Here is a 26,194-nt window from a genome sequence, read left to right as displayed (position 1 = left end):
TTATATATTAGCTTCTACTTGTTTAAAGATTGAGCCTCATCTAAAATTGCTTGAAGATCAGACATCGCCTGATTATAAGTTGGACTCACATCTGCATCTGGACAATTCATCAATGTTGACATAGCAGTTGGAGCCACTGTACTCAGCTTTTGTTGTAATCTTCTTCTATCTGGACGAGATAACTTAGGATATATTCCTTTGGTTCTATCTAACTTACTCATTACTTCTGCCCATTTAGCTTGTACATTAGAAATAGCATCATTACGTGAAATACTATTTAAATTAGTCGTAAAGAAGTCATTAATCTGCTTTACACCTGCCTGATACTTCTCCACTACTACATCAATATCGCTAGCACTGGTTACATCTGATTGTGCAAAAGTTAAGACTGTATGGGATCTATCCTTTAGACTCGCAATTTGATCAGCTGTTAGGTTTAAGCTTGGATCATTCTTACAAGTGTCCATTTGATTGGTAACTAATGCACTCATTTGATCGTTAACCCAGCACTTGAACCGATCTAAAGCATAACCTTCTGCCCAGTCACGATTCTGATTAGTTAAGCAGTCTTCTGTTTTGCTCTCAACGTGATCACTATAGATTGATGTGGCAATTGCCCCATTACATAAGGTCATCGTATTATTAATGATTGTCTGCATATCTTTATCCGCATCAGTAATATTTAACTTCTGCTCACACTGCTGAACATAATACTTAAACTCTGACTTAGCACCTTCTTGATTATAAGTGTCATAAGCGTACGTTAGATAAGTATTAACTGTGGTAAAGGTCGTTGCATTATCAATGTAATACTCATCATTGTCATGAGCATCTTGGACAGCATCTAAGAACTCTTGCTGGTCAGCTTCAGATAAGCCTGAAGCTATAATCCGTTGTTTAGCAATTTCTAAGCCCTTATCAATATTATTATCAGCCGTAGTCTTAATTTGTTGTATGTCAGCAATTGGCCCAATTTGAACTGTGGCTGACGTGTGATCCTTATCTTCAGGATCAAAACCAACAAAGTTAGCTTCAGCAGTTAGACTAATTGTATCTCCCGTAACAACTGTACCTGTAGGAATATCAAAGCTAAAAGTCCCATCCGGGTTAACTTCAGCAGTGAACTCTTTAGTCAAATCATTAGCTATATTCTTAGTATGCAGATAAGGACTATCCACTGGATGCTTAGGATCAACATAGGTAGTCCCGCTATCACCAATTTTAGCAATTATATAAGCCTTGGTCCCACAATGCATAATTTGACTAAACATGTTATTAGGCTGCTCAGGACCATCAACAGTAGAATCATAATTAATAACCTTACCACTAATTGTTAACGAGCCATCTTTCATATTTTGATGATATGAGGCTTGCCCCAAAAAGCCATTGTCATCTTCAATATTTAAGAAACCACCGCTATTAGTCGGGATCATAGAAATATTATTGTAACCAAAACTATCCGGGGTTGAGAAAGCCTGATCGATAACTGTAGTAAAAATTTGATCATAATCTACTTTATTAACCATTCCCCGCAACGTTGGTATCAATTGTTCTGGATGATCTTTAAGTTTAAAAGCTGCAGCTAAATTATCGCCAATTTTTGGATATATCTTAATTACATTATTTATATTATCAACTGCAGTATCAGACAACTTCAAGTCACCATTTAAAGTCTCAATCCCGTTTGATAGAACCTTAATTCCTGCGCCATCACTCTGTACCTTTAATATGTGAAATGGAGGTAAAACAATTCCTGGCAAGCCCTTCATCATGGCTGCAAGATCAAACTGTTGCCGAACATTTTTAATATCAACTTCATTATCACCAATGATACTAGTACCTGGGGTCTTATTAAGAGATGCGTTTAAAACTAATTTCTTAGGGTTATTTACCGTTAAAGCAGTATTGCTGACAACATCAACTAAATTAACTTTACCTTTACCTGCGCCAAAGTTTTTATCACCAGGATGATCAGGATCATCTTGTAATTCAATATCCAAGCTACCACCGTTTAAGTCAGCTTTACCAGAAATATAAAGCAAGGTTCCGGTGTAGTCTTGCATATTTTTACCATAAACATTAAGTGAACCACCAGGTCCTATAGTCAAATTACCTTGGTCATAAATTAATACATTGGCTTTCGAGCTACCACCAGTACTACTACTAATATCTCCATTAGTATTTACTGTAATAGTGCCGTTATCAACTACAGCAGCCCCATTACCTGAGTTACTTGTCAATGTAATGGCCGCTGCTGCATTTTTATCTTTACCGCCAGTGTAATCAGGAGTACCCACATTAATAGTTAATTCAGCATTTTTTTGAACGGTAACATCACCCTCACCATTATTAGAAACGATTGCACTAGCTTTATTAGTGTGTTGAGCTACATCAATACCCGATCCCGGATTCTTACATGGATTTAAAGTTACGTTCGACCCAGATTCTAACACTACATGGTTTTTATTATTAACATTACCATTTGACATTTCAATAACATTACCATCACTTGTAGAGCCTACAAAATTACAACCTTTTTTAAAATATATATTTTGTGAACCTTCCCAGAACTCAATTAATTGCTGACCCCCGCCATCAGACGTATAAGTTTTTCCATCAAGTGGGCTTACATATGAAAAGACAGAATCAGCATTGACATTTCCTTCAAAATAAATACTTGTATATTGCCCGCTATATGTTAGCTGTGAACCTATAAAATCTGTATTATTCAACGTAAGCTTAGTCGGACTATCAGTGGCATCCATTGAGTTTGAAATACCATAGTAACTTTGAGAATAAACTCTTAAATTATTATAGGTCACATCTGCTGCACCTAAGGCACAATTAGTATTACCGTTTTTTATAGCAGTTTTAGTTAGTGCATCACTGGGACGAGGTCCTGAAAAACGTAGATCTAAAATAAACTTTTTATTAAGTGTAGGATCAGATTGTACAACTAATCTACGTTGTGGAAAATCAAGATCTGTCCTGCCAGTAGTATTTGAAGCAATATTATTAATTAAATTAATCTTATCAATATGGGGATTTGCTATCGCAGCAGTAAAATCAGTCCAATTACCAATATAAACTGTTGAGTCAGTTGTAGTTGAAAAGTCTTTACCTGCACTTGCATCACTTGGCAACTTAGATGAGCCATTGTAATTCATGTAATCTGGATTATTAGTAACCTCATCTTTAGTCGTTACTGCTGGCTTAGTTGTCGCATTATCATTATTGGTAATATTAGTGCTTGTATTTGTTGTAGCAGTTGGTTTAGTTGTTGCAGTATCATTGTCAACAATATTAGCGCTTGTATTTGTTGTGGCTACGGACTGATCCGACTCTGTTGGTGCTGGTTGACTAGTTGCAGGATCATCATTTGCTTGCGGCTTATTAGTATTAGTGGTCGCTGCTGGCTTGGCATTGGCTTGTGCTGCCTGATCGTCACTCTTTAAGAATGACTTCAGTGCCTGATAAGTTGTAAGGTCAGGCTGCTTCTTAGTCTGCGTAGCTGGAGTTGATGTTACTGTATCGGCCTTAGCCGTCTGGTTATTTACCCCTAAGAAGGTCACGCCGAGCAAGACCGAGACTGCACCAATCGTCAACTTTCTAATTGCAAAGTGTTCACGCTTATTTTGTGTGACCATTTGCCGTAATTTCTCTTTAAAATTGTTTTTTCCTACCATATTTTATTATCCTCTGTATGTATTACTTTTTTCTTACAAATACAAAGGTATTCTAAAACATAAATTTTAAAATGTAAATATACACTTAAAAATATCCGCCACTATTAGCGGTAATTTTAGCCGTCACCAAGCCCCAAATAATCGCTTTTTTTATCACTTTTTGCATAGCTAAATTTATTTTTAAGCACAAAAAATAAAGCGTTACTATCCGCTTTATTAATCTTACTATTCGTTATTTAAATGTTAGTCTTTAGCAACTAACTAGGCTTATAACACTGGACAAGGTCTAATAGCACTTAAAGTTACTTACCTAATCGCAACTTTATTTTGTTATAATTAATCTAGCATGAGTAGAAGCTAGAATGCGGTGACTAATTTCTTAACTGGGAGATGATGCGTATGGTGTAAAAAGCTGTAATTGCAAAATTCTAAAGAAAGGGTTTAGTCCAGTATCTTTTGGATACCGTTATTGCAATCTTTGCTGGACTTGTGGTGCTTTTATGGCTAGCTAATCGGATTATTAAGCTATTTAATAATTTGTTAGATACTGCTGCCAAGACACCGGACAAGTTAAGGCATTGTATTGCCGCTTGGAAAAAATTCAAGCATACAAAAAACCGCTCTAGTTTAACGGACTAACGGTTTTTGTTAAAAAATCTGTGAAGTCACCGCTTTTAAGCGGAAACTCATGTTAAGAAGTCCTATTACCGTAGGACTTCTTTTTTATTTACAGCTATATTGTAGCACGCGTGCAATTAGTATGCAATTTTGGTGACAATAAGTTTTTTGCTTCCGAATAAAAATAACTTGCCTAATTGCAGCTTTATTTTGCTATAATTAATCTAACATGAGTAGAAGCTAGAACGCGGTGATTAATTTCTCGACTGGGAGATGATGCGTATGGTGTAAAAAGCTATAACTGCAAAATCCTAAAGAAAGGACTTAGTCCAGTATCTTTTGGATACCGTTATTGCAATCTTTGCTGGACTTGTGGTGTTCTTATGGCTAGCTAATCGAATTATTAAGCTATTTAATAGTTTGTTAGATACTGCTGCGAAGACGCCAAAAAAGTTACGGCATTGTATTGCTGCTTGGAAAAAATTCAAGCACGAAAAAAACCGCTCTAGTTTGTAGTCTGGCGGTTTTTAGAAAAAACTGTTAAGTCACCGCTTTTAAGCGGAAACTCATGTTAAGAAGTCCTGATACCAACAGGGCTTCTTTTATTTACAACTATATTGTAGCACTGTCAAAGTTGGTATGCAATTTTGGTGAGCAATAAGTTTTGGCTTCCGAATAAAAAATAACTTGCCTAATTGCAACTTTATTTTGTTATAATTAGTCTAACATGAGTAGAAGCTAGAACGCGGTGACTAATTTCTCGACTGGGAGATGATGCGTATGGTGTAAAAAACTATAACTGCAAAATCCTAAAGAAAGGACTTAGTCCAGTACCCTATTGGATACTGTTATTGCAATCTTTGCTGGACTGCTGGTGCTTTTGTGGCTAGCTAATCGAATTATTAAGCTATTTAATAGTTTGTTAGATAATGCTGCGAAAACACCAAAAAAGTTACGGCATTGTATTGCCGCTTGGAAAAAATCCAAGCACGAAAAAAACCGCTCTAGTTTGAAAGGCTAGCGGTTTTTGTCAAATTACCGTTAAGTCACCGCTTTCATGCGGAAACTCATGTTAAGAAGTCCTATTACAGTAGGGCTTCTTTTTTATTTACAGCTACATTGTAACACGCTCAAAATCAGTATGCAATTTTGATGAGCAATAAATTTTTTGCTTCTTAAGTAAGCACCAAATAAAGTTAAAAATTGAATTATTAAGCTATTTAATAGTTTGTTAGATACTGCTGCGAAGACGCCAGACAAGTTACAGCATTGCATTGCCGCTTGGAAAAAATCCAAGTATACAAAAACCGCTCTAGTTTGAGACACTAGCGGTTTTAATTTTAAAAAGCCACTAAGTCACCGCTTTTAAGCGGAAACTCATGTCAAGAAGTCCTGATACCAACAGGACTTCTTTTTTATTTACAGCTATATTGTAGCACGCTCAAAATTGGTATGCAATTTTGGTGAACAATAAATTTTTTGCTTCTTAAGTAAGCACGAAAGAACCGCTCTAGTTTGAAGGACTAACGGTTTTTAGAAAAAAGCTATAACTGTAAAATTCTAAGGAAAGGGTTTAGTCCAGTATCTTTTGAATACTGTTATTGCAATCTTGGCTGGACTTGTGGCGCTTTTGTAGCTAGCTAAGCTAGCTAAAAGCATGTCATATAAAGGAAAAAATAGATCAAGTTGTTCACAAAGAACACTTGATCTATCAAAATTATTTTCTAATTATAAAAGACTACTTAACTACATTAATCTGAATGAGATGTATCAAACTAGTGCCATCGGCAAAAGTTATCTTAACTGCACTCGTTATTGAGCCAACTGCGCTCGTGTCGGGATTACCTACCCATGCAATATTGGTGATTAAATCAGCATTTGCTAAGAAAGTACTTGGCTTATTGAATTCTGCTGGTGCTTCTACAGCATTCAACTGCATTGTAATTGGTTGTGTCTGCTTAAATTGCCACTGCAGGTTTTGTGGTTTAATTCTCACTGGTACTAGCACTGCCTGCTTAGTCCCATCTTGATAATGAACAATAATATAAGCCATCAAGCTGCCGCCCTGGCTGTGAGCATAATTAACATCAAGATCAGTAGTATCTTGGGCATCCCCTGACCAAGTATAAGCTGTCACTTGACTAGAGTCAATTTGACTAAGGTCAAGGTAATTAACTGCCTTAAGATCATTGACCGTATGGTCAACTGGTGTTAAGCTCGAAAGAAATTCTTTTTGCACAGCGGCAATCGCATTAATTGCATTAACTTGAACTGTTACTTCCATTATTTGTTTAGACTCATCCTTAAACTCAATCACAATTTGGGCACTATGTTGACCCTTTTTCTGCAATAACTGTTTAACTGCTGCCTCATCCGACCAGCTAATGCTCTTAACATCATCTAAATTACCTTTTAATAATTCGCCCCAATTATTAGCGTCAGTTAATTGAGGAAATGCTTCCAAAACTGTGTTTTCAACATTTGCTTCATGTGCTTGGATTGGTGCTATTTGGGTAAAGTGATCTACTTCTGCCTGGCTCTTAATCAAAATTGTTACTGGCACAGCTTGCTGCGTCCCATCTTGATAATGAACCATCAAATAGGCATTTTTAGTTGTACCATTATCAGCATAATTAATATTAAGATCTGTATTTTGATCAGGATCATCAGACCAAGTGTAATAAGTAACTGGATATTTATCAGCCAAATGACTTAAGTCGAGATAATCAGCACCATTAGGTACTTTATCACTTGCTGAAATAGGTTTTAAGCTAGAATTCATTATAATTTTTGCATCATTTTTTAAAATTGCACCAACAATATCAGCCTTAATCTGGATTGGATTCGACTTCTTACCATCGGTATAGACAACTCTAATTTCAGCTGATGCATAATTAGTTGGCTGACCATTACTAATTGCAAGATAATCCGTTGACGGCTGACCATTATTTGTCCACTCTAGGTGATCAATTACAGCGCTGGGATCAATTGCACTACCATCACTTGTGGTTACTGATAATAATCGGTCAATAGCTGCTGGATCATGGAAGGCTACCAAGTCATTAGTCGCAGCAGTCCCAATATCGGCAGCATGTAATTGAAGCACTCCACCTTCTTTAGCGCTAACATGATAAGTAGAAGTTGATCTAACTACTTTCAAAGTTACGGGTACATTAGCAGTCGTACCGTCACCATAAGTAATAGTTGCCATTACATTAACTTCACCCGTAGCTGTCTTACTTAATCGGCCTTGATCATCAACTTTTGAACCACTCCACTTAACAGCAGTAACTATCTTATTTTGCTTATTAAATAAATCAGTGGTTGCTTCTAATTCTGCTAATGGCTTAACTGAATGATCAGCTTGATCAGTAAATTGTAAATATTGTTCACTAGCACTAGCAAGATCTTGTCCAGCAGCTGCATATAACGGTGCTGACTTAGCACTTGCTGTGTAACGCTCACTATCATGAGTCGAATTTATAACATAAGTTTCTGCTGGTGGATTAGCTGAAGCATATAGTGCTTGGAATTCTGCTGGACTGTAGATAGTTCCTACTGGATGCGTAATGGTGCCACCATCAGCAGCATCAACTGCCTGGATAAAGCTACGGCCATCATTCAAACCACTATTATTTGCAAATTTTTGTGCTGGCAGGGTCAAAACGAAATTATATTTTGAACCCATCCCAGAGAACATAAAATTAAAGTATTCTGCCTTACTAGTATTAAAACTGCTTAAGTCTAAGCTTCGTAAACCGTAACAGTTACCGAACATACCAGAAATAAAGAGAGCATTACTAGTATCAAAACTACTTACATTTAGCTCGACTAGATTATGACAATTATTAAACATACTGGACATATTGCCCACATGACTGGTATCAAACATGCTTAAATCTAAAGCTTTTAATTTAATATTACTGTCAAACATCATGTCCATATTTGTTACTTGAGAAGTACTAAAGCCAGTTAAATCTAAGCTTTGTAAATTTCTATCACTAGCAAACATATCAGCCATACTCGTTACTTGACTAGTATCTAAATTTTGCAAACCAGTAATATCTGTTAGTGAATTTAAGCCTTTAAAAATTGATGGCCCTGAAAACATAAAGGAACTATTAGCAGGTAAAACAAGGTTATCATCGATCTTAATATGAACTATTTGACTATATAAGTCCTCAGTCAAATTAGCAGACAAGGCATTAGCTAAATGATTACCCTTTATTCCCGCCATAACATGTAATGTTTTAGAATTATCATCCCACAATAGATCACAGTCACCATCTGTAGCAACTTTAACAGAGTTAGTTGCTTGTTCCTGCAGAATAATAGTCAATGCTCGCTTGATTTTTGTACTTGCATCATTCAAGGCTGCTACAGTAACTTGATCAGTTGCTATTACCTCAGTCTTAACTTGGACCTGTATATCAGATACGGTATTCAATTTACTATACTGGTCTAATAATGCTTGACCATCATTAACGGCTAACTGCAAGTCAGCTTTTTCTTCTGTAGCTGCCTGAGCATAATTTTCAGTCTGCATAAATGTGTTAGCAGTTGCAATGTTAGTTTGCAAATGAGTCGCAGCTTCAGCTAAATCGTTGTTAACTGCCGGTTTTTGTGGCTCAGTCGATGTTGGCTTTTCTGTAGGCATCGATGTAGTAGTAGAAGTATTACCTGCTGGTTTTTGTGGCTGTTGCTCAGTAGATGACGGTATCGCTGGCTTTTCCGTTGCGACAGTATTTGAAGTTTTATCAGTCTCGGCATCTGTACGCAAAAATTTATTGAGAGCAGAGTACGTATTTAAACTCTCTTCCTGTTTACTTACCGCTGGACTAGCAATATCAGCCTTAACCACTTGTTGGTTAATCGCTACAAAGCTAAAGCCCAATAGTACTGATACAGCACCCACTGTTAACTTCCTAATCGAAAAGTGTGGCTGTTTATTTATACTCGATATTTGTTTCAACTTTTCCGAAAAGTTATTCTTACCTATCATAACTATCTCCTTTTCTATCCAAATATTGTTTCCGCTTTCATTATAGCGCAACTATTGATTAATACAATACAAAAACAGTAGTAAAATTTAAATTTTACTACTGTTTTTTATATATTAAAGTTTGTTATAAAGTCACTAGGTACACTACTTTTTAGTTAGACGCAGACAGACTGGCCAGATAATAGCTCCACCAATCCCCAACCAGAGTGCCAGCCAAAGCTGCTCTGAGGTAACCAAGCTGATGTTAACAGCTAATTGGACACGCAAATTTTGTGCTAGTTGACCTGCACAATACTGCAGCATGCCAAACGACCCTATCGCAACTAGCAAGAGAACGAGAGCCGCGCCATACTTGCCAAAGATTACCATTAGTGCCGCCAAGAGAAAAGCTAACAAAATTACCAAAATTACACAATGAAAAATCGTAATTACTTGCTCGAGCTGCTTATCATCCTGCTGCAGCTTGTGGTTAAGTGCCTTTATTAGATAATTACTAAATACCTTTTGGACATTATTAGTTTGCGGAATGTGCAGATTTTTCGCAGTTAGTTCACCGTTAGCCTCATAAGTAACCCCCAAGTTATACAAGTGACTATAAGACAAGTCATAATGATACTGCTCTGGTAATTGACGCAAAATTTTATCTTCTAACCCCGTCTTTTGTGCCAACTTGAGTGACGCCCGTAATTCATCATTAGTTGCGCTTTTATTTAAAGCTACGTGTGCCGCTTGGCGCACATCTGGCACGCCAACTGTCACAGGACTCTTTAACATTAAATAACCAGACGTGCCAATCACGATGACCATGATTACACGCACAATCCAAGCAAATATTTTTCTCATTAAGTGACACTTCCTTACCTAACAATCGTGAACACTAAGGCAATTACAATCAACCATTTTAGGTGCTGTCTTCGCCTTCTGAGCCAATTCTTGTTCCATTATTGCAATGTCATCCTGCGACAGTGGTATACCATGCAAGATTTCAATCAGCATTTGTCCCTTGTGCATGTCACACATGTGACTCATCATTTCAGTTGTAACTTGAACCATCATCTGATTTTCCGTTACCGTTGCCGTATAAACAAAACGTCGTCCATCCTTGCGGGTTTTTAGTAAGCCTTTTTTGACCAATCGACCCATTAAGGTCTTAATTGTTGATTCTGACCAATCCTTCTTGGCTTGCAGCTGCTTAATTATGTCTCCCGTGTGTGTTGCACCCAAGGTCCAGACAATCCGCATGACTTCCCACTCTGCTTCAGAAATATTATGTTCCTTAATCTTTTCTGTCATTTTATCAACTCAAATTTATTATAGAACGAACTTTTTAAGTGCGCGTGCAATCCCATTATGATCGTTATCATCAGTAACATAGTCGGCGCTAGTCTTAATCTGCTCTGTTGCGTTGCCCATCGCTACCTTAGTAAACTCAGGATTATTAAACATTGAAATGTCATTACCTTGATCGCCAAAGACCATCACTTGTTGTTGCTCAATCTTGAGCCGCGCTGCTAAATCCATTAAGGCGTTACCCTTTGAGGCACCTAAGACATTTAGTTCCACTATATTAGCAAAACTACGCACGACATCATACTGCGCAAAGGCCCACTCAGGAATATTATTCCAGAGTTTGTCAACCTCTGCCTCATCTGCAGTCATACTAAAACCTACCTTATTAAAGGTAAAATCTTGGGGGATTTCTTCAACCTTGCGCACCTTAATCATACTGTTATTAACCGCAGCATTGACATTAAGATGCATTGCAAGGTCCCGGTCGCAAGTCCAAAAGCACTCCGGCGTCTCAAAATGCAAATTAACATGAGCCAACCGTTGCAGCTTTAACATATTTGTAAAATCATGATAATTCATCTTCATATCCATTAGGACCTTGCCCGCCAGATTTTGAATTACGGCACCATTAAACACAATATTATATTGGTCGCTACCCGTTAACCCCAGCTGCTTGTTATACTGCATCACTCCAGATAATGGTCGTCCCGTTGCCAGCACTACCTTGATCCCTTGCGCACTTGCCTGCTTAAGAGCCTTTTCCGTTTCTGGCAAAATCTGCTTGGTCGATGTCAACAACGTACCATCCAGGTCCACTGCTATTAATTTAATCGTCATTAGTTGCCTCCCACATATTCATCCCCTTTATTATACAAAAGACTTAGGGCAAAAAACCACTCTAACCAGATAATATTATTTTGGGTATATAAAAAGACCATCCCACTTATAACTTTTGCCGAGTTATGGGATAGCCTTTAGCTAAACTATAATTAAGCTACCGCTCTTTATGCGGAAACTCATGTTTAGGAAGTTCTGGTACAAACAGGACTTCTTTTTATTTACAATTGTATTGTAGCATGTTCAGAATTGGTATGCAATCATGCTGAATATTAACTAGCGCTAATTATAAACTGAAAGAAACACATTACCTTCTATTGTTCAATGGTTAACTCATAGCCTATGGCTCTCTGGAAAGCCTTCATAATTGTTTGCGCCATTAGGTCATTATCGTCCTTTTTGCAGGCAGTCATGTAATCTTCATAGGCAGGAGCTACTTTGCTCAAATGCATTGTCTTGCCCTTTTGCCTTGCTAACATGATAATAAATAGACGCTGAGTACGACCGTTGCCCTCCCTAAAAGGGTGAAACTGATTAACTTCTAGCAGTAAGTCCGCCAGGTCAACAGCTAGGATGCTATCAGATTTATAATCTGCCTCATTAATATGGTCAATCTTTCTATTAGCGTCCTTGATGGCATTTTCAAAAAGTTTCCTAGGAAAGAATTCGGTATTCCCTTTATGGAAGTCACCTGGTCGATATTTGCCTGCCCAGTCATAGATGTCGCCAAAAAGATATTCATGAATCTGGCTGAGGGCACTAATATCTTTAATCTCATAATGAGGAACACCTATATATCTGGCTTGAGTAATCCGATACTCTGCCTCCTCTAATTTATCAGCATCAGTGATATTTAGCTTATTTTTCAAGGTACCATTAGGTTGTAAGGTTTGTTTTATCCAATCAGTCATGCTAATTTTGATACTCGCTAATAATATCTGCTACAACATGGTCTATTGGTACATGTTCTTCTAATTGTTTATAGGCATCCTTGACGTCCCTAATGGTTGAGTGGTGACCTTCATAGATGCTGTTGAGGATGCTGTCCCTAGTTTTCCAGTAATTTTCTTGGGTTGAGAACTTGATGCCCATAATAGTTAAACTCTTTAGATCAGTCTGTGACATAAAAGCTTTCTCTTCTTGGGCAGGTGTCAATTCTTTAGTTGCCACAGTTTCCTTAGCTACCTTATCGATTGACACCTTAGCAGCCATCAAGATTTTGGCAACTACCTCAAAGCTGGTTTTGCCTACTGGGCGTCTAAGGGCGTTGGAAATTGTGTTGTGCGGGATATTGGTTAACCGTTCTAGTTCTGACACCTTGGGCAGCGCTGTTTCATCTTCAATAATATTTTTCAAACTTGCTTCCATCATTATCACTCTCCTTACCATAATTATAACGCTTTTAGTCATTCAAAAGACACTTTCAGTCTCTAAGCTGACAAATATATTAATTGGTCTAGTTTATGAAGCAGTTAGAAGCGCCAAAATAAAAATCCCAATAAATTAGAATTCTTGTGTGTGAAACATTCTTAATTCACAAAGTTTGATTATTAAGGCTGAAAAAGCCCCCTATATAATAAGAAGCTTTTTGCAAATTATTCAACCGTAACACTTTTAGCTAAGTTACGTGGCTTATCAACATCAAGCCCCTTATCCCGCGAGGCATAATAGGCAATCAACTGCGCCACTACAACTGTAATCAATGGTGACAAGTAATAATTAACCTCTGGTAAAATCAGATCATCACTTGCCTTCGCTAATTCCTTGTTGACCACCGTAATTACACTCGCGCCACGAGCAATTACTTCTTGGATATTACCACGCATTAAGTCAGCAGTTACAGGATCATTAATCAAGGCAATCACTGGTGTACCCTTTTCAATTAATGAAATTGTTCCGTGTTTTAATTCTGCTGCCGCAAAACCCTCAGTTTGAATATAGGAAACTTCCTTCAACTTCAAAGCAGCCTCAAGTGCAACTGGATAATCGATGCCTCGCCCAATATAAAATGCATTTCGTGATGGCACGATCAACTTATCAGTTAGGTGCTTAATCTTCTTTTCGTCAGATAAAACTTGCTCAATACCTTCAGCTGTTAAACTCAAGTCAGCTTTCAAATCCCAGTCACGGGCAACTTGCTGCCCATTTTTTTCACCAATTGCTTTAGCCAAAATCGCCTGCAGAGCGACTTGTGCGATATAAGCCTTAGTGGAGGCCACCGCAATTTCAGGGCCGGCTTCAAGTGACATAGCATAAGTTGCTTCTCGTGCCAAAGTCGATCCGGGTACATTTGTCAGTGTCAAACTTGGTAACTGGCGCTTAATTGCTTCTTGCAAAACTACCCGCGAATCTGCAGTCTCACCAGATTGAGATAAGAAAATTAAAACCGGATGTTGTGACATCATTGGGAAGTGATAGCCAGCCTCAGAGGCAAAGTCAACCTCGGTTGGCACACCCGTATACTTTTCCAATAATGCCTTACCTACCAAACCTGCATGATAACTTGTACCAGCTGCAAAAATATAAAACTTATCGGCTTGTGCTAAAGCCGTGATAATTTCAGCAGCAACTTTTGGTTCGCCGTTTTCATCTAAGTAATATTGCATTAAATGCCGCAAAACCCCTGGTTGCTCAGAAATTTCTTTCAGCATATAAAATTCATAAGTCCCTTTGGAAGCAGCATTAGGATCAATATTAAGCGTCCGCGACTGACGCGTTACTGGCGCACCAGCAATTGTTTCTAATACATAATGGTCCTTGGTTATATCTGCAACTTCACCATCATGCAAGTCAACAAAAGTCTTAGTTTGATCGAGAACTGACAAGGCATCTGAAGCAATTACGTTGAACCCAGCACCTAGCCCCAACATTAATGGCGACTTATTCTTCGCCACATAAATATGACTTGGATTAGTATTATCCACAAGTAAAATCGCATATGATCCCTTAATTAATTTCAGCGCGCTCTTTAATGCTGTAAAAGCATCAACTTCCTGCTTGCGGGCAATTTTACTAATTAATTGGACAACCACTTCCGTATCAGTATTTGACTTGAACTCAACATTTGCTAAATACTTAGTTTTTAATTCTTGATAATTTTCGATCACACCATTATGAACTAAATAAAAACGCTCAGTTTCATCATATTGCGGATGAGCATTACTCGTTGTCGGTTTACCATGCGTGGCCCAGCGCGTATGACCAATACCAACCAAGCCCTGCTCATCAGAAGTCATCTGTTCTTTCAAATTTTGAATGCGACCAACCGCCTTAGTCAAGTATTCCTTGCCCTGCAAGTCATTAAGATAAATTCCGGCTGAATCATAACCACGATATTCAAGTTTAGTTAAGCCAGTTAACACAATATCGCGGGCAGATTTACCAACAACACCAACAATTCCGCACATATTTTTCTCCTTTGGTCTAGTTTAATTTTTAATTATGGACTAGGTTTTAATTTCATGTTACGCAAGGAATATTATTCTTTTTTAGCAAATTGGTCAAGTACTAAAATTCATAATTGGTATAGACTGTCACCTAAAAAGTCTGTCATACCAAAAAAAGTAACAGAAAAAATTTTTTCTGTTACTTTTTAATTAATATTATTTTCGCTATTAATTTAGTGATCTTAACATTTAAATTCCCATTTCGCGTTCAACAACCTCTGTAATGCGTTTAACATAAGCATCGGTTTCTTCTTGAGTTGGGCCTTCAGCCATCACCCGCAGCAATGATTGAGTCCCTGATGGCCGAACAAGAACGCGACCTTCATCGCCCATGTCAGCTTCAACTTCCTTAATCACATCAAGGATTGGTTGGTGTTCACGCCAGCTCTTTTTATCGGCAACAGGAACATTAACAAGGCATTGTGGGTATTCCTTAAAGTCAGCCAAAAGCTCGGTTAATGACTTACCAGTCTTCTTCATCACCAGCATCAAGTGCAACCCAGTTAACATCCCATCACCAGTGTTGTGATAGTCGCTCATGATTACGTGCCCTGATTGCTCACCACCGAGGTTATAGCCGTTTGCACGCATTTCTTCGGAAACATACCGGTCACCAACTTGCGTGCGGACATTTTTAATGCCCTTTCTCTCAAGTGCCTTAGTAAAGCCAAGGTTACTCATCACAGTAGTCACGATTGTGTCGTTCTTGAGGCGGCCACCCTCAGCCATGTAAGTACCTAAAACATACATAATGTGGTCACCGTCAACCTCGTTGCCGTTTTCATCAACAGCAATACAGCGGTCAGCATCGCCATCAAAGGCTAGACCCAATTGGGCACCTTGCTTAACAACTTCTTCTTGCAATTTCTCAGTATGAGTAGCACCAACATGGTCGTTAATGTTCATCCCGTTTGGATGAGTGGCAATTGTGGTGAAATCAACGCCGCAATCAGCAAATAACCGGGAAATTAGGCTGCTGGCAGCACCGTTAGCACCGTCAATCACAACCTTAATCCCATCGAGGTCTTCAGGAATTGTGTTTTCGATAAATTGGAGGTACTTAGAGCTACCTTCATGGAAGTCAGTCACAGTGCCTAACCCTGCAGCCGATGGCCGTGGTAAAGTATCTTCTTTAGCATCGATTAACTTTTCAATTTCGCCTTCCATTTCATCAGACAACTTCAAACCATCGCTACCAAAGAACTTAATGCCGTTGTCTTGAACTGGGTTATGTGATGCAGAAATCTGCACACCAGCATCGGCACCTTGTGCACGAACTAAGTAAGACAATCCTGGGGTGGTAATCACGCCAACTTCCAAGACCTCAATTCCAACTGATAACAAACCGGAAATCAAAGCATACTCAAGCATCTGCCCTGACATCCGCGTATCACGTGATACTAGAACCTTGGCTTGTTCTTCCTTGGTTTTATTTTTAGTCAAAACATAGCCGCCATCACGACCTAACTTAAATGCTAATTCTGGAGATAAATCTTGATTTGCGATTCCGCGCACACCATCAGTACCAAAATACTTTAACATTAAAAACAACCTTTCTTTTCTAACTTTAATTATTTACATTTGCGACTTTAATCTGCACACTTACTTGCGGCATACTTGCCTTAATCACACCATGTGGCAACTTTAGCGGCACCATCTTGGTAGTCGATGCATTAACGGCGCTCAAGTCAACCGGAACTGCTAAAGTTTTAATCTTATCAAGTGCTGATTGACTACCGTAAATTGTCACGTAATCATTTTTAGCTGTCAGCGAGTAAACCTTGCTAGTATTTTCATGCTTAGGTACCAATGCCAACTTGACTTCTTTTTTAGCAATTGAAATCGGTACTACTACCTTAGCCGTTGCTGGCTCAATAATCACGTTAAGCTGGCGACCTTTGCGGTCTTCGGCAATCAAATTTACTTGCCGTTCAAACGTATGGGTAATGTCATTAGGTAAGACAACTTTGGCAACGATTTGATCAATCTGATCAACCTCACCGCGCGCGCCCGTCACTTCAACTTGTTGCGGGTCAACACTTGCCTTACCCAACTTATAACCACGGGCCACAGCAGTCTTATTATACTCTATTTGAACAGGCATTGTCGTTGATTTTCGTCGTTGAATATTCACATGGACGATTTTAGGACTGATTGTATATGCCAACTGATTACTCAGCCCGCTGAGGTGAACGTGAACATCATGCTCGCCAATACTTTTATTCGTTAAATCAATGTAGGCCCGGAAGTTTTGCGTGTTAATCGTTGAGGTAACTAAGGCATTAGCTCCTTCCAAAGTAACACTGACTTTAGCCGGATAACCCACAACATAGTAATTGTCGGTATCGACTGAAACTTGTAATGGTACCTTGACCGTCTGGGTCTGGGTTGCTGTCTGCTTAGTCCGATCCGGTTGTCCCTGAGTCATGAAGCCCTCTTGGGTGTAGTTAATATAAATGACCAACAAGACTGCAATTAACAATGAGACTACCCGAGTAACCCATGACTTATGCCAAAAATCTTTCATCGGTCAGCACCCCACTTCCAAATTTTACCTAATATCCTTTGGTACCACTTGGTATCCTTTTCTTTTTTAGGGACAAGTTCTGCCTTAAGGTATTTCAAGTATTCATCACGGCTCATATCCAGTAAGAAGCGCCCGTTACGCGTTATTGTGACGCCACCAGTTTCTTCTGACACCACAATGGTAATCGCATCCGTCACTTCAGAAATTCCGACAGCCGCACGGTGTCTAGTTCCAAGACGCTTAGGAATCATAGTACTGTCCGACAGCGGCAAATATGCAGCGGCCACGGCAATTTGGTGATCCTGATTAATAATTACCGCACCATCATGCAGCGGTGTATTAGGAATAAAAATGTTAATTAATAATTCACCGGTTACATCAGCGTTTAACTTAATCCCAGTTTCAATATAATCCTCAAGTCCAGTTTCCTGCTGGATAGTAATCAGGGCACCAATTCGTCTTTTGGACATGTACTGAATGGCTTTGTCCAATTCCTTGATGAACTTAATCGACTCATCGTGCGCACTTTCTTCACGACCACCAAAGATTGGCAATCGCCCTAAGTGCTCAAGTCCACGCCGAATTTCTGGTTGGAAAATCACGATAATCCCAACTACCGACCACGACACAATCTGATCAATCAACCACGTTGTCGTGTGCAGCTGCAAAATGCCAGCAATGATGCGCACAATAAAAATCAGCACAATTCCCTTGGCCAGTTGCACAGCCTTGGTCCCCCTAATTAAAATAATCAGGTGATAAACCAAAAACCAAATAATCAAAACATCGAGCACTAGCGAAAAGTTACTCCACGTAAAGATATTTGCCAGATTAAAATGCATAAATACTCCTTTCTGATAGGATGTTCTTAATCAGTTGCCTGACCAATAATTCTAACCTCAGTTTGTAAATCAATAGCGAATTTTTCTTTAATGACCTTTTGGATTAAGTGAATCAAATTCAAATAATCCGTTGCTGTTGCACCACCTTTGTTAACGATAAAACCAGCATGCTTAGTTGAATCTTGCGCGCCGCCAATTTGTCGTCCTTGCAAGCCAGCTTGAATAATCATCGGTCCAACATAATGCCCCGTCGGCCGCTTAAAGACACTACCACAAGAGGGATATTCCAGCGGTTGCTTGTAACGCCGCAAGGCATTTAAATAATGCATGTTAGCTAAAATTGGTGCCTTGGGTGCTTTTGTTAGTTCAAAAGTGGCCGCAATAACAATGTCACCAGTCTCTTGCACCAGTGAATGCCGGTAAGAAAAGGCCATTTCTTCATTAGTGTAAGTTTTTACTTCACCAGTGCGCGTTAAAACCCTAACTGACTTTACGGCTTCACAAGTTTCACCGCCATACGCACCAGCGTTCATGAAAACGGCACCGCCAACACTACCGGGGATGCCAGCCGCAAACTCTAGCCCACTTAAGCCAGCATGAGCGGCAGTAAATGCGGTATCAATAATCCGTGCACCAGCTTGAGCCGTCACTTGTTCAGCTGTCACCGTAATTTGGTTCATTGCTGTTAAAATGAGCACCAGTCCGGCAATACCACCATCACGGATAATCAGGTTTGATGCATTGCCAATCACAGTTAAGGGAACCCGTTCTTGCTTTGCGACTGCTACTAACTGCATTAATTCTGTTTCATTTTTGGGAAAAGCAAGGTATTGCGCGGGACCACCCGTCTTGGTAAATGTATATTTACTGAGTGGAACTTGCTCTTTAATGTCAATGCCGTGCTTTTCTAAATCTAATAATTCCAAAGCCAAACGCCCCTTCAATCTATCTTGTTATATTCTACCGCATTAATCTACTGGCTTCATCCTATGTTATACTAAAATTAAGTTTTAAAGGAGAAAAAATGAACTTTATTGCAATGGACTTCGAAACTGCTAATCATCATTCGGAAAGTGCCTGTTCACTGGCGCTAGTAATGGTCCGAAATAACAAAATAGTTGACCGCTTTTATACTGTAATTAATCCGCAAATGCCGTTTGATGCGCGCAACATTCAGGTGCATGACATTACAGCTAGTGATGTCCAAGACGCGCCGACAATGGCAGAAGTATGGCCCCAAATCAAGGAACTTTACCAACCGGGGATGCTAGTAGCAGCCCATAATGCCCGCTTTGACACCAATGTGATGCGCCAAAGCCTCGCACGCTACGACATTCAAGAACCACATTATTTTGTGATTGACACCTTACAAACTAGTAAATTATTTCAACCAGACCTGCATGATCACAAGTTGGACACGGTCTCAGAGGCTTTAAATGTAGAATTGTGGCACCACCATAATGCCCTCAGCGACAGCGAAGCATGTGCTGGGATTTTAATCGCGCAAAATAAGCAATTTGGCGATGATGCAATTAAAAATTTGGTTTATCAGATATAAAATAACCTTGATAGTCTTAGCTATCAAGGTTATTTTTGGGTTATTAAACTTTTAATTGGTAATTACCTGACTTAACAATTGTACTGGCGTATGTAATTCCGCACTTTCTGCCAGCCGTTCTCGATAGTGCAAAGTCAACAATTGTGACAAAACAATTATCATATCACTGCGTGGCCCCGCAATATACTGCTGATGTTTGTTTGTCGTTTTTATTACTAATTTTTTCGAAAAAGCAGACTTATCTAGATCAGGTTTGCCTTCTAGAAATACACAGAGATCCTTTAATTTTTCATCTTGGGTAATCCGATCCCACACCTGATTAACTAGATCCCATGTATCCACTTCATCGTTAGTTATAGTATTAATTTCACAACAATGTTCAACCGTATAATGATTAATTTCTTGCTCTGTCATAACTGACTGACCATCACACAAAAAGACCACCCTTTGGCTAGCAAAAGTTGGCTCATTCTGCTTTTTCTTAAAAATATCAAACGTCGTAAAGGCAAGATATCTTTTATCAGGAGCATTAATCTTACTTAAAACAAAGTGACCTTCATCAAAGCTTGTAGGTAATGAATACGCAGACACTAAATTGGCTCCTGATTCATCAAAAAGATTAATTTCTTGCTTGCCTTCATCAAATTGCCACTTGCGTTCCGGAGGAAGGAAGCCTAATTTAGCAGGATAAGTTAAAGTATGATCGGCATTAAAGATGACTGTTAAAAAGTTTTGTGATTCACTACCATCTAAAAAAACTCTCACCCAACAATTAATGGGGCCATCTTTTTTTCCTTGAATATTAAAACCACTCTGATACAAAAATATTTTATTTTTGGCAAATTGAAAAAATTCTTTTTCATTCATCAATTTTTATCCCCTACTTATGCTTAAACCAAGACTCAGTCTCACGTTGGGTATGCTGAAATAATGTCGCCACCTGCCGACCATGATAAATTCGACTAGGAAATAATTTATATAAAATGTAATTTGCTATTGCCATTTCCCAATCACCTAAGCCTAACAGCCCTGGATGCAGTTTACTATCCATGACATCTTGCGTAACTAATTTAACAAAAATCGTTAAATATTCTAGTAAAACTTTTCTCGTACCAATAAGAATCCCTGTATTTAATAATTGTAAATAACGATTATGATCAAGAAAATTTCTCATATAATCTGGTAAGCCATCCTGAGTAATTATTGGAACAGTCAAATCATTATTTTCATCACCAACATATAAAGTATGAGGATCTAAATCATCAAAGGGATAGTTCATCATTTCCACATCCCCAGCATCAACAATTGCTGCTTTTTCAATTTCCGGATGCCGTAAAAGATACTCAAGCGTAACTACCCAGCGCAGAAAGTAAATCTTTCCCTCTGGATATTTATTATTTAAATCGACGTTAACAATTTTTTGTAAAGGTGGCACCTTGCCGGTATTTGTAAAATTAATTAATGTATGTAATTCAACACCAAATCTAGCGACAGATTCTTGTAATATATGAGTTAACTCAACAGCATCAGTGTTTGTTACCATTCGATTATGATTTGTATCATATAAATTAATAAAGAACTGAGTAATCACGACATTCTTTTTATCCATACTAAACTCCCATTTTTAAATATAGCTTAGTTTATTATAGACTATTAAATAACCTAACTGCAATATTAAATGTATTACCAAAGTTGTTCGGAATTTATTTTATTATACTAATTTTAGCTAATACTTCATTAACCCAAGTTTGATTACGCTCGCCTTGCGGCTTAAATTCAACTATTCGTTTAGTTGAGTTCCAGCTGTCATCAACGCGACTAATTACTAACTGCAAGTATTCACTAGGTAAATCAGCCTTGATTACCTGTGGCCACTCAATCACAACCAATCCAGGTTCAGCTAAATAACTGTTTAAATCAATTGAGGACAAATCATCATTTTCTAAGCGGTAAAAATCCATGTGAAACAACGGTAACTTGGCTTCGCGGTATTCGCGCACAATAGTAAACGTCGGACTTTTCACCGGACGCTTAACACCTAATGCCCGACCAATACCTTGCGCTAAAGTTGTTTTGCCTGCACCCAAATCACCATTTAGCAATAATAAGTCGTGTGGCTGCGCTGTTTGCGCAATAGCTGCCCCAATTTTCTGCATTTCAGCAGCAGAATTAACTTCCAATTTCATTATTTTTGCTCATCCCCCAAAAGTGCCTGCGCAGCAGTCAAAATCGCCATGTGATAAATATCTTGACTGCTAGCACCACGCGATAAGTCATTAACTGGTGCGGCTAATCCTTGTAAAATTGGCCCAATTGCCGTGAAGTTGCCAAGTCGCTGTGTAATTTTATAAGCTAAATTCCCCGACTGTAATTCTGGGAAAATAAAAATATTGGCTTGACCCTTAAGTGGCGAGTTCGGCGCCTTCGTTGCCGCAACTTCTGGAACATAGGCCGCATCAAACTGCAACTCACCATCGGCAGTAATCTCTGGATGTTGCTGATGAAACAGAGCCGTAGCTTCCTGCATCTTATCAACCATTTCTCCCTTGGCAGACCCTTTAGTTGAAAAGCTCAGGAATGCCACCTTGGGATCAATATCAATTAACCGTGCTGTTTGCACAGATTGATAAGCAATCTCTGCCAAAGTACCGCTATCGGGATCAATATTAATCGCAGAATCGGCAAAAACATATTTTTCCTTGCCGCGCTCCATGATAAAGCTCCCAGAAACGCGATGCATCCCCTCAGCCGCATGAATCAACTGCAATGCTGGACGCACAGTATCAGCCGTCGAATGTGCCGCACCTGACACCATGCCGTCAGCCTGGCCCATTTTTACAAGCATTGTGCCAAAGTAATTAGGATCTTGCAACTGAGTGGCAACTTCTTGCTGTGTCAAATTCTTGCCGCGGCTGCCACGAGCGGCGATGAATGCCGCAGCCATCTCATCTGAATGCGTGTAAGTTGCGTTATCAATAACGGTTACTCCATGCAAATCACTATCAGCAGCCTGCGCTATTGCCATAATCTTTTGCGGATCACCCAACAAAATCGGCTCAATTATCTTTTCTTGTGCTAGCCGGCTAGCCGCTACAATCACCCGCTTATCGGTTCCTTCTGGAAAAACAATCCGATAATTCTTGTGACTAGCCTGGACTTTATCCTTTAATAATTCAAATACACTCATCAATCTCACCTACGCTAAATCTGCTTGTCCAACTGTCTGCGGTAATTGCCAATCTATCGGCGTCTCGCCAAACTCTTTCAAGGCAGCATTACACCGTGAAAACGGTCGCGAACCAAAAAAGCCGCGATCGGCCGAGAATGGACTTGGATGAGCTGATTTAATCACAAAATTCTTGTCTTGGTCAATTAGTGGGATTTTATTTTGGGCAAATTTTCCCCACAAAATAAAAACAACTTTTCCACGATCACTTAGAGCCTTAATTGCGGCATCAGTCACTTGCTCCCAGCCTTTACCCTGATGCCCGTTCGCATGACCATAAGGAACTGTTAAAACAGCATTTAATAATAGCACGCCTTGGTCAGCCCACTTTTTTAAATAGCCGTGATTGACCGGCTGACAGCCTACATCATCGTATAGTTCACGATAAATATTTTGCAATGACGGCGGCAAATTAACACCCGGCATCACAGCAAAACTCATCCCCGTTGCTTGACCGGGATTATGATACGGGTCTTGCCCCAGAATGACGACCTTTGTCTGCTGATATGAGGTTAACTTAAAAGCTGTGAAAATATGATACATATCTGGAAAAATTTGTTTAGTCGCGTATTCCTGCTTCAAAAATTCGTGCAACTGGTGATATTCATCACTAGCAAACACCGACGCTAAAATTTCATCCCAGTCATTACCAATAAACTTCTTCATTCTCATAAACCCTCACTTTCATTAACTTCAATAGTATCATGAAACTACGCAATGATGGCAATAAAATTCGCCAAATTAGCAATAATCTTAATCATATTCTATTCAAAAAAGTAAGGTTAATATTTTTGGGGTATGTTAATATTAATTTAAAAAGTAATCAATCAAACGAATTAAAGGAGGTTTGAATTTACCTTGATTAAATTAGTAGCCTGCGACCTTGATGGCACCTTATTTAACAGCCAAGTAGCTATTTCTGAAGAAAACGCTGCTGCCATTCGTGCCGCTCAAGACAGTGGCATCGAGTTCTTAGTTGCAACCGGTCGCGCGCCCAAGCAATCACGGACAGTTATTCGTGATTATGGCCTGCAAACCGGCTTTATCAACATTAATGGTGCCTTGGTTTATGATGAACATGATACTTTACAAGTCAAGCATGTCTTACAAAAGCAAAAAGCGAGTGCCGTAGCCCAGATTCTACGTAAATATGATATTTATTTTGAAATTGTAACTGCTGACCATATTTATTCTGAGGACATTAGCAAGCGCGTCTTCAACTTGGCTAACTCGTTAATTACGCTTAATCCTGGAGTATCTTTTAAAGAAGCCGTAGCCATTTCTGGCGGCAGTAATGCTATGTTAAGTATGACTTTAGTTGATAGTTTTGAGCAGCTTTTTACTGACCCAAAGATTGAAATTATGAAAATAATTGCTTTTGACAGTCGGAGCTACGCTACATTAGACAAAGTCAAAGAGGAAATCAGACAACTGGGCGACCTTGCAGTTACTTCCAGTGCCGCAACTAATATCGAAATCAACGACATTCATGCTCAAAAAGGAGCAGCCCTACTCGATTATGCCAAGAAAAAGGGCATTAAACGTGACGAGGTTGCCGCAATCGGTGATAATTTAAATGATATCAGTATGATTCGCGATGCTGGCGTCGGCGTGGCAATGGGCAATGCCGTTCCCAAAATCAAAGAAGCTGCCCAGATTGAAACTAAAACCAATAACGAAGATGGTGTCGGCTATATCTTAAGAAAGTTTATCAAAGATAACGCTAAGAAATAGAGGTATTACGCATGCGCTACTTACTAGAGTTAAGTCAAGAATATGAATACGGGCAAATTCCTGTCGCTGACGACAACGGGCAAATTCAGTACATTATCCAGGGCAATTTGGATAATCCCAACCATACCCTATACTTAAAAACACGCAATCATGAAGAAATTGGCCGACTTTACGCTGATGGCAACGGTCTGATTTCCTCGTTTACCATTGACGTGGTCAATCATTCTCTAGTCAAAGTTAAGCGCCTTAACAGCCGTATAACCAACTTATTTTACCTGACACGACTCAATTACATTGTCACTGGCAGCATTAAGAAAGGCAGCTACAAGTTTTCGTTTGGGATTAAAAAGGTAGCTACAGTTAAGACAAAAGTTGGTAAAACTGGTGTTATCTTGACTTGTGATATTGCTCGTCCAGAAGATGTGCCCTTCATTTTATTAAGCGCCACACTCTTTACCCAGTGGCATACAACCCCGTTAAAACTACCGACCTTCCCGCCAATTGGACGCAAAGTTAACGTTAATTTGAATTAGATAATATCAAATAAAGTGCCCATAATTATGGGCACTTTATAATTTTATATTTTTATAAAAAATCCCTTTTATTATACATTAAAATCATGCATAATATAATTGTTAGCTAAGAGAGCTAACAACCTACAAGCGGGAGGTGAGCCATATGACTCGCAAGAAGTACCGCAAGGCAAACAAAAAAGCCAACCAAGAATCTAACCTTAAAAAAGTTAAATTCATAGTTGACTTAATAGCAAGCTTTGCTACAATTGCAAGTCTATTACTTCATTTATTCGGTTTGTAGTAGTAGACAAGGGGACGGGCTCAGGCTTGTCCCTTTGTCATAAGTATAACAGAATTTAAGGAACTTTAAAATGAAAAAACATAGATATTTATTTGATGTTATTCAAATAATTTTAGATTTAATAATTATTGCTTTAGCTGTTTTACTTATTTTAAAGGATTTAAAAATATGGTAGTAACAGAAGCGCAAAAGCGAGCTAAAAAGAAGTATCAGCAAAAGCATAGAAAAGAAGCTAATGTTTATTCATATCGGTCAACGGCAAAGAATTTTATTAAAAATTACGCAACCTTTGACGATCTGCAAGAACTAAAAGAGCTCATCAGCGCTAATGAAAAAGAAAAGAGTGAATAGCATGTATTTTTTATTTGTATGGTAATGATTTTTATTTTATTGGCGAGCTTTGTAATTGGTTATCTAAGGCTCTTGGGAATTTTTGGTCTTGTCGTTGGCATAATTTTACTTATTGCTACTGGTATAAGCTGCTGGAAAGATCGAAAGAAAAGGCAAGAAAGAGATAAAGAAGATGAAGAATTTTATGGCTCTTTGTCAAATTCTGTTGATGAAGATAAATAATGAATTAGATGCACTTTAAGCAGTAATGCTTAAAGTGTT

Annotated in this window: 22 protein-coding genes; 5 read left to right on the top strand and 17 right to left on the bottom strand. The window is 38.8% G+C overall.

From position 1 onward, the window contains the following. Nucleotides 1-14: 14 nt before the first annotated feature. The 12 genes from PT287_RS09920 to murB all read right to left on the bottom strand — a co-directional run bounded on the left by PT287_RS09920 (nucleotide 15) and on the right by murB (nucleotide 19,174). A complete protein-coding gene (locus tag PT287_RS09920) occupies nucleotides 15-3,686 on the bottom strand; it encodes a YSIRK-type signal peptide-containing protein (protein WP_277134651.1) in 3,672 nt (1,223 codons plus the stop codon). A 2,356-nt stretch (nucleotides 3,687-6,042) separates the two neighbouring features. Continuing rightward, entirely contained in the window at nucleotides 6,043-9,306 is a 3,264-nt protein-coding gene (locus tag PT287_RS09915) for a BspA family leucine-rich repeat surface protein (protein ID WP_277134649.1), read from the bottom strand. Between the two features lie 144 nt (nucleotides 9,307-9,450). Beyond that, entirely contained in the window at nucleotides 9,451-10,149 is a 699-nt protein-coding gene (locus PT287_RS09910; RefSeq protein WP_277134647.1) for a hypothetical protein, read from the bottom strand. Nucleotides 10,150-10,167: 18 nt separating this feature from the next. Beyond that, nucleotides 10,168-10,599, bottom strand: a complete 432-nt coding sequence (locus PT287_RS09905; RefSeq protein ID WP_277134646.1) for a CopY/TcrY family copper transport repressor — start codon at nucleotides 10,597-10,599, stop codon at nucleotides 10,168-10,170. Between the two features lie 18 nt (nucleotides 10,600-10,617). After that, complete coding sequence (locus tag PT287_RS09900; protein ID WP_277134644.1) at nucleotides 10,618-11,433, bottom strand: Cof-type HAD-IIB family hydrolase; 816 nt, start codon at nucleotides 11,431-11,433, stop codon at nucleotides 10,618-10,620. Nucleotides 11,434-11,747: 314 nt separating this feature from the next. Further along, nucleotides 11,748-12,344 carry a Fic family protein gene (locus PT287_RS09895; protein ID WP_277134643.1) on the bottom strand — a complete coding sequence of 199 codons (597 nt, stop codon included), beginning with the start codon at nucleotides 12,342-12,344 and terminating at the stop codon, nucleotides 11,748-11,750. Nucleotide 12,345: 1 nt separating this feature from the next. After that, nucleotides 12,346-12,804 carry a winged helix-turn-helix domain-containing protein gene (locus PT287_RS09890; protein WP_277134641.1) on the bottom strand — a complete coding sequence of 153 codons (459 nt, stop codon included), beginning with the start codon at nucleotides 12,802-12,804 and terminating at the stop codon, nucleotides 12,346-12,348. Between the two features lie 224 nt (nucleotides 12,805-13,028). Beyond that, the gene (gene glmS, locus PT287_RS09885) at nucleotides 13,029-14,840 is read right to left on the bottom strand and encodes a glutamine--fructose-6-phosphate transaminase (isomerizing) (RefSeq protein ID WP_277134639.1); all 1,812 of its coding nucleotides are present in this window, start codon (nucleotides 14,838-14,840) and stop codon (nucleotides 13,029-13,031) included. A gap of 228 nt (nucleotides 14,841-15,068) precedes the next feature. Then, nucleotides 15,069-16,421: a phosphoglucosamine mutase gene (glmM, locus tag PT287_RS09880; protein ID WP_277134638.1), complete on the bottom strand. Its 1,353-nt coding sequence runs from the start codon at nucleotides 16,419-16,421 to the stop codon at nucleotides 15,069-15,071. 25 nt (nucleotides 16,422-16,446) lie between these two features. Then, complete coding sequence (locus PT287_RS09875) at nucleotides 16,447-17,406, bottom strand: CdaR family protein (protein WP_277134636.1); 960 nt, start codon at nucleotides 17,404-17,406, stop codon at nucleotides 16,447-16,449. Beyond that, complete coding sequence (gene cdaA, locus PT287_RS09870) at nucleotides 17,403-18,248, bottom strand: diadenylate cyclase CdaA (RefSeq protein WP_277134634.1); 846 nt, start codon at nucleotides 18,246-18,248, stop codon at nucleotides 17,403-17,405. Before cdaA ends, PT287_RS09875 begins: the two co-directional genes overlap by 4 nt. A gap of 26 nt (nucleotides 18,249-18,274) precedes the next feature. Beyond that, complete coding sequence (murB, locus tag PT287_RS09865) at nucleotides 18,275-19,174, bottom strand: UDP-N-acetylmuramate dehydrogenase (RefSeq protein WP_277134632.1); 900 nt, start codon at nucleotides 19,172-19,174, stop codon at nucleotides 18,275-18,277. A 98-nt stretch (nucleotides 19,175-19,272) separates the two neighbouring features. Here murB and PT287_RS09860 point away from each other — a divergent pair, with 98 nt between their 5' ends. Beyond that, nucleotides 19,273-19,806, top strand: coding sequence for a 3'-5' exonuclease (locus tag PT287_RS09860; protein ID WP_277134631.1), 534 nt, complete (start codon nucleotides 19,273-19,275; stop codon nucleotides 19,804-19,806). A gap of 51 nt (nucleotides 19,807-19,857) precedes the next feature. Here the strand turns inward: PT287_RS09860 and PT287_RS09855 are convergent, their stop codons facing one another. The 5 genes from PT287_RS09855 to PT287_RS09835 form a co-directional block, all read right to left on the bottom strand. Further along, nucleotides 19,858-20,673: a hypothetical protein gene (locus PT287_RS09855; RefSeq protein ID WP_277134629.1), complete on the bottom strand. Its 816-nt coding sequence runs from the start codon at nucleotides 20,671-20,673 to the stop codon at nucleotides 19,858-19,860. A gap of 13 nt (nucleotides 20,674-20,686) precedes the next feature. Then, complete coding sequence (locus tag PT287_RS09850) at nucleotides 20,687-21,415, bottom strand: hypothetical protein (RefSeq protein ID WP_277134628.1); 729 nt, start codon at nucleotides 21,413-21,415, stop codon at nucleotides 20,687-20,689. 94 nt (nucleotides 21,416-21,509) lie between these two features. Continuing rightward, complete coding sequence (gene tsaE / locus PT287_RS09845; RefSeq protein WP_277134654.1) at nucleotides 21,510-21,995, bottom strand: tRNA (adenosine(37)-N6)-threonylcarbamoyltransferase complex ATPase subunit type 1 TsaE; 486 nt, start codon at nucleotides 21,993-21,995, stop codon at nucleotides 21,510-21,512. After that, nucleotides 21,992-22,993 carry a phosphate acetyltransferase gene (gene pta / locus PT287_RS09840; RefSeq protein WP_277134627.1) on the bottom strand — a complete coding sequence of 334 codons (1,002 nt, stop codon included), beginning with the start codon at nucleotides 22,991-22,993 and terminating at the stop codon, nucleotides 21,992-21,994. The genes tsaE and pta overlap by 4 nt, the downstream gene beginning before the upstream one ends. A 9-nt stretch (nucleotides 22,994-23,002) precedes the next feature. Continuing rightward, a complete protein-coding gene (locus PT287_RS09835) occupies nucleotides 23,003-23,698 on the bottom strand; it encodes a uracil-DNA glycosylase (protein ID WP_277134625.1) in 696 nt (231 codons plus the stop codon). 192 nt (nucleotides 23,699-23,890) lie between these two features. On the opposite strand from PT287_RS09835, the gene PT287_RS09830 reads away from it, so the two are divergent. From PT287_RS09830 to PT287_RS09815, 4 genes are all read left to right on the top strand, one after another. Then, nucleotides 23,891-24,766 carry a Cof-type HAD-IIB family hydrolase gene (locus tag PT287_RS09830; protein ID WP_277134624.1) on the top strand — a complete coding sequence of 292 codons (876 nt, stop codon included), beginning with the start codon at nucleotides 23,891-23,893 and terminating at the stop codon, nucleotides 24,764-24,766. Between the two features lie 11 nt (nucleotides 24,767-24,777). Further along, nucleotides 24,778-25,299: a hypothetical protein gene (locus PT287_RS09825; protein ID WP_277134621.1), complete on the top strand. Its 522-nt coding sequence runs from the start codon at nucleotides 24,778-24,780 to the stop codon at nucleotides 25,297-25,299. Nucleotides 25,300-25,750: 451 nt separating this feature from the next. Continuing rightward, nucleotides 25,751-25,933 (top strand): hypothetical protein, encoded by a 183-nt coding sequence (locus PT287_RS09820; RefSeq protein ID WP_277134619.1) that lies wholly within the window; start codon nucleotides 25,751-25,753, stop codon nucleotides 25,931-25,933. 18 nt (nucleotides 25,934-25,951) lie between these two features. Then, nucleotides 25,952-26,155, top strand: a complete 204-nt coding sequence (locus PT287_RS09815) for a hypothetical protein (RefSeq protein WP_277134618.1) — start codon at nucleotides 25,952-25,954, stop codon at nucleotides 26,153-26,155. The last annotated feature ends 39 nt before the right edge of the window (nucleotides 26,156-26,194 follow it).

The organism is Lactobacillus sp. ESL0679 (assembly GCF_029433515.1).
Taxonomy (GTDB): domain Bacteria; phylum Bacillota; class Bacilli; order Lactobacillales; family Lactobacillaceae; genus Lactobacillus.
This window is presented reverse-complemented; position numbering and strand designations above follow the sequence as displayed.

Excerpts from the sequence above, each read along its gene's own strand:
- PT287_RS09920 (WP_277134651.1), bottom strand. The coding sequence starts at position 3,686 with ATGGTAGGAAAAAACAATTTTAAAGAGAAATTACGGCAAATGGTCACA.
- PT287_RS09915 (WP_277134649.1), bottom strand. The coding sequence starts at position 9,306 with ATGATAGGTAAGAATAACTTTTCGGAAAAGTTGAAACAAATATCGAGT.
- PT287_RS09910 (WP_277134647.1), bottom strand. The coding sequence starts at position 10,149 with ATGAGAAAAATATTTGCTTGGATTGTGCGTGTAATCATGGTCATCGTG.
- PT287_RS09905 (WP_277134646.1), bottom strand. The coding sequence starts at position 10,599 with ATGACAGAAAAGATTAAGGAACATAATATTTCTGAAGCAGAGTGGGAA.
- PT287_RS09900 (WP_277134644.1), bottom strand. The coding sequence starts at position 11,433 with ATGACGATTAAATTAATAGCAGTGGACCTGGATGGTACGTTGTTGACA.
- PT287_RS09895 (WP_277134643.1), bottom strand. The coding sequence starts at position 12,344 with ATGACTGATTGGATAAAACAAACCTTACAACCTAATGGTACCTTGAAA.
- PT287_RS09890 (WP_277134641.1), bottom strand. The coding sequence starts at position 12,804 with ATGATGGAAGCAAGTTTGAAAAATATTATTGAAGATGAAACAGCGCTG.
- glmS (WP_277134639.1), bottom strand. The coding sequence starts at position 14,840 with ATGTGCGGAATTGTTGGTGTTGTTGGTAAATCTGCCCGCGATATTGTG.
- glmM (WP_277134638.1), bottom strand. The coding sequence starts at position 16,421 with ATGTTAAAGTATTTTGGTACTGATGGTGTGCGCGGAATCGCAAATCAA.
- PT287_RS09875 (WP_277134636.1), bottom strand. The coding sequence starts at position 17,406 with ATGAAAGATTTTTGGCATAAGTCATGGGTTACTCGGGTAGTCTCATTG.
- cdaA (WP_277134634.1), bottom strand. The coding sequence starts at position 18,248 with ATGCATTTTAATCTGGCAAATATCTTTACGTGGAGTAACTTTTCGCTA.
- PT287_RS09860 (WP_277134631.1), top strand. The coding sequence starts at position 19,273 with ATGAACTTTATTGCAATGGACTTCGAAACTGCTAATCATCATTCGGAA.
- PT287_RS09855 (WP_277134629.1), bottom strand. The coding sequence starts at position 20,673 with ATGAATGAAAAAGAATTTTTTCAATTTGCCAAAAATAAAATATTTTTG.
- PT287_RS09850 (WP_277134628.1), bottom strand. The coding sequence starts at position 21,415 with ATGGATAAAAAGAATGTCGTGATTACTCAGTTCTTTATTAATTTATAT.
- pta (WP_277134627.1), bottom strand. The coding sequence starts at position 22,993 with ATGAGTGTATTTGAATTATTAAAGGATAAAGTCCAGGCTAGTCACAAG.
- PT287_RS09835 (WP_277134625.1), bottom strand. The coding sequence starts at position 23,698 with ATGAAGAAGTTTATTGGTAATGACTGGGATGAAATTTTAGCGTCGGTG.
- PT287_RS09825 (WP_277134621.1), top strand. The coding sequence starts at position 24,778 with ATGCGCTACTTACTAGAGTTAAGTCAAGAATATGAATACGGGCAAATT.
- PT287_RS09820 (WP_277134619.1), top strand. The coding sequence starts at position 25,751 with ATGGTAGTAACAGAAGCGCAAAAGCGAGCTAAAAAGAAGTATCAGCAA.
- PT287_RS09815 (WP_277134618.1), top strand. The coding sequence starts at position 25,952 with ATGGTAATGATTTTTATTTTATTGGCGAGCTTTGTAATTGGTTATCTA.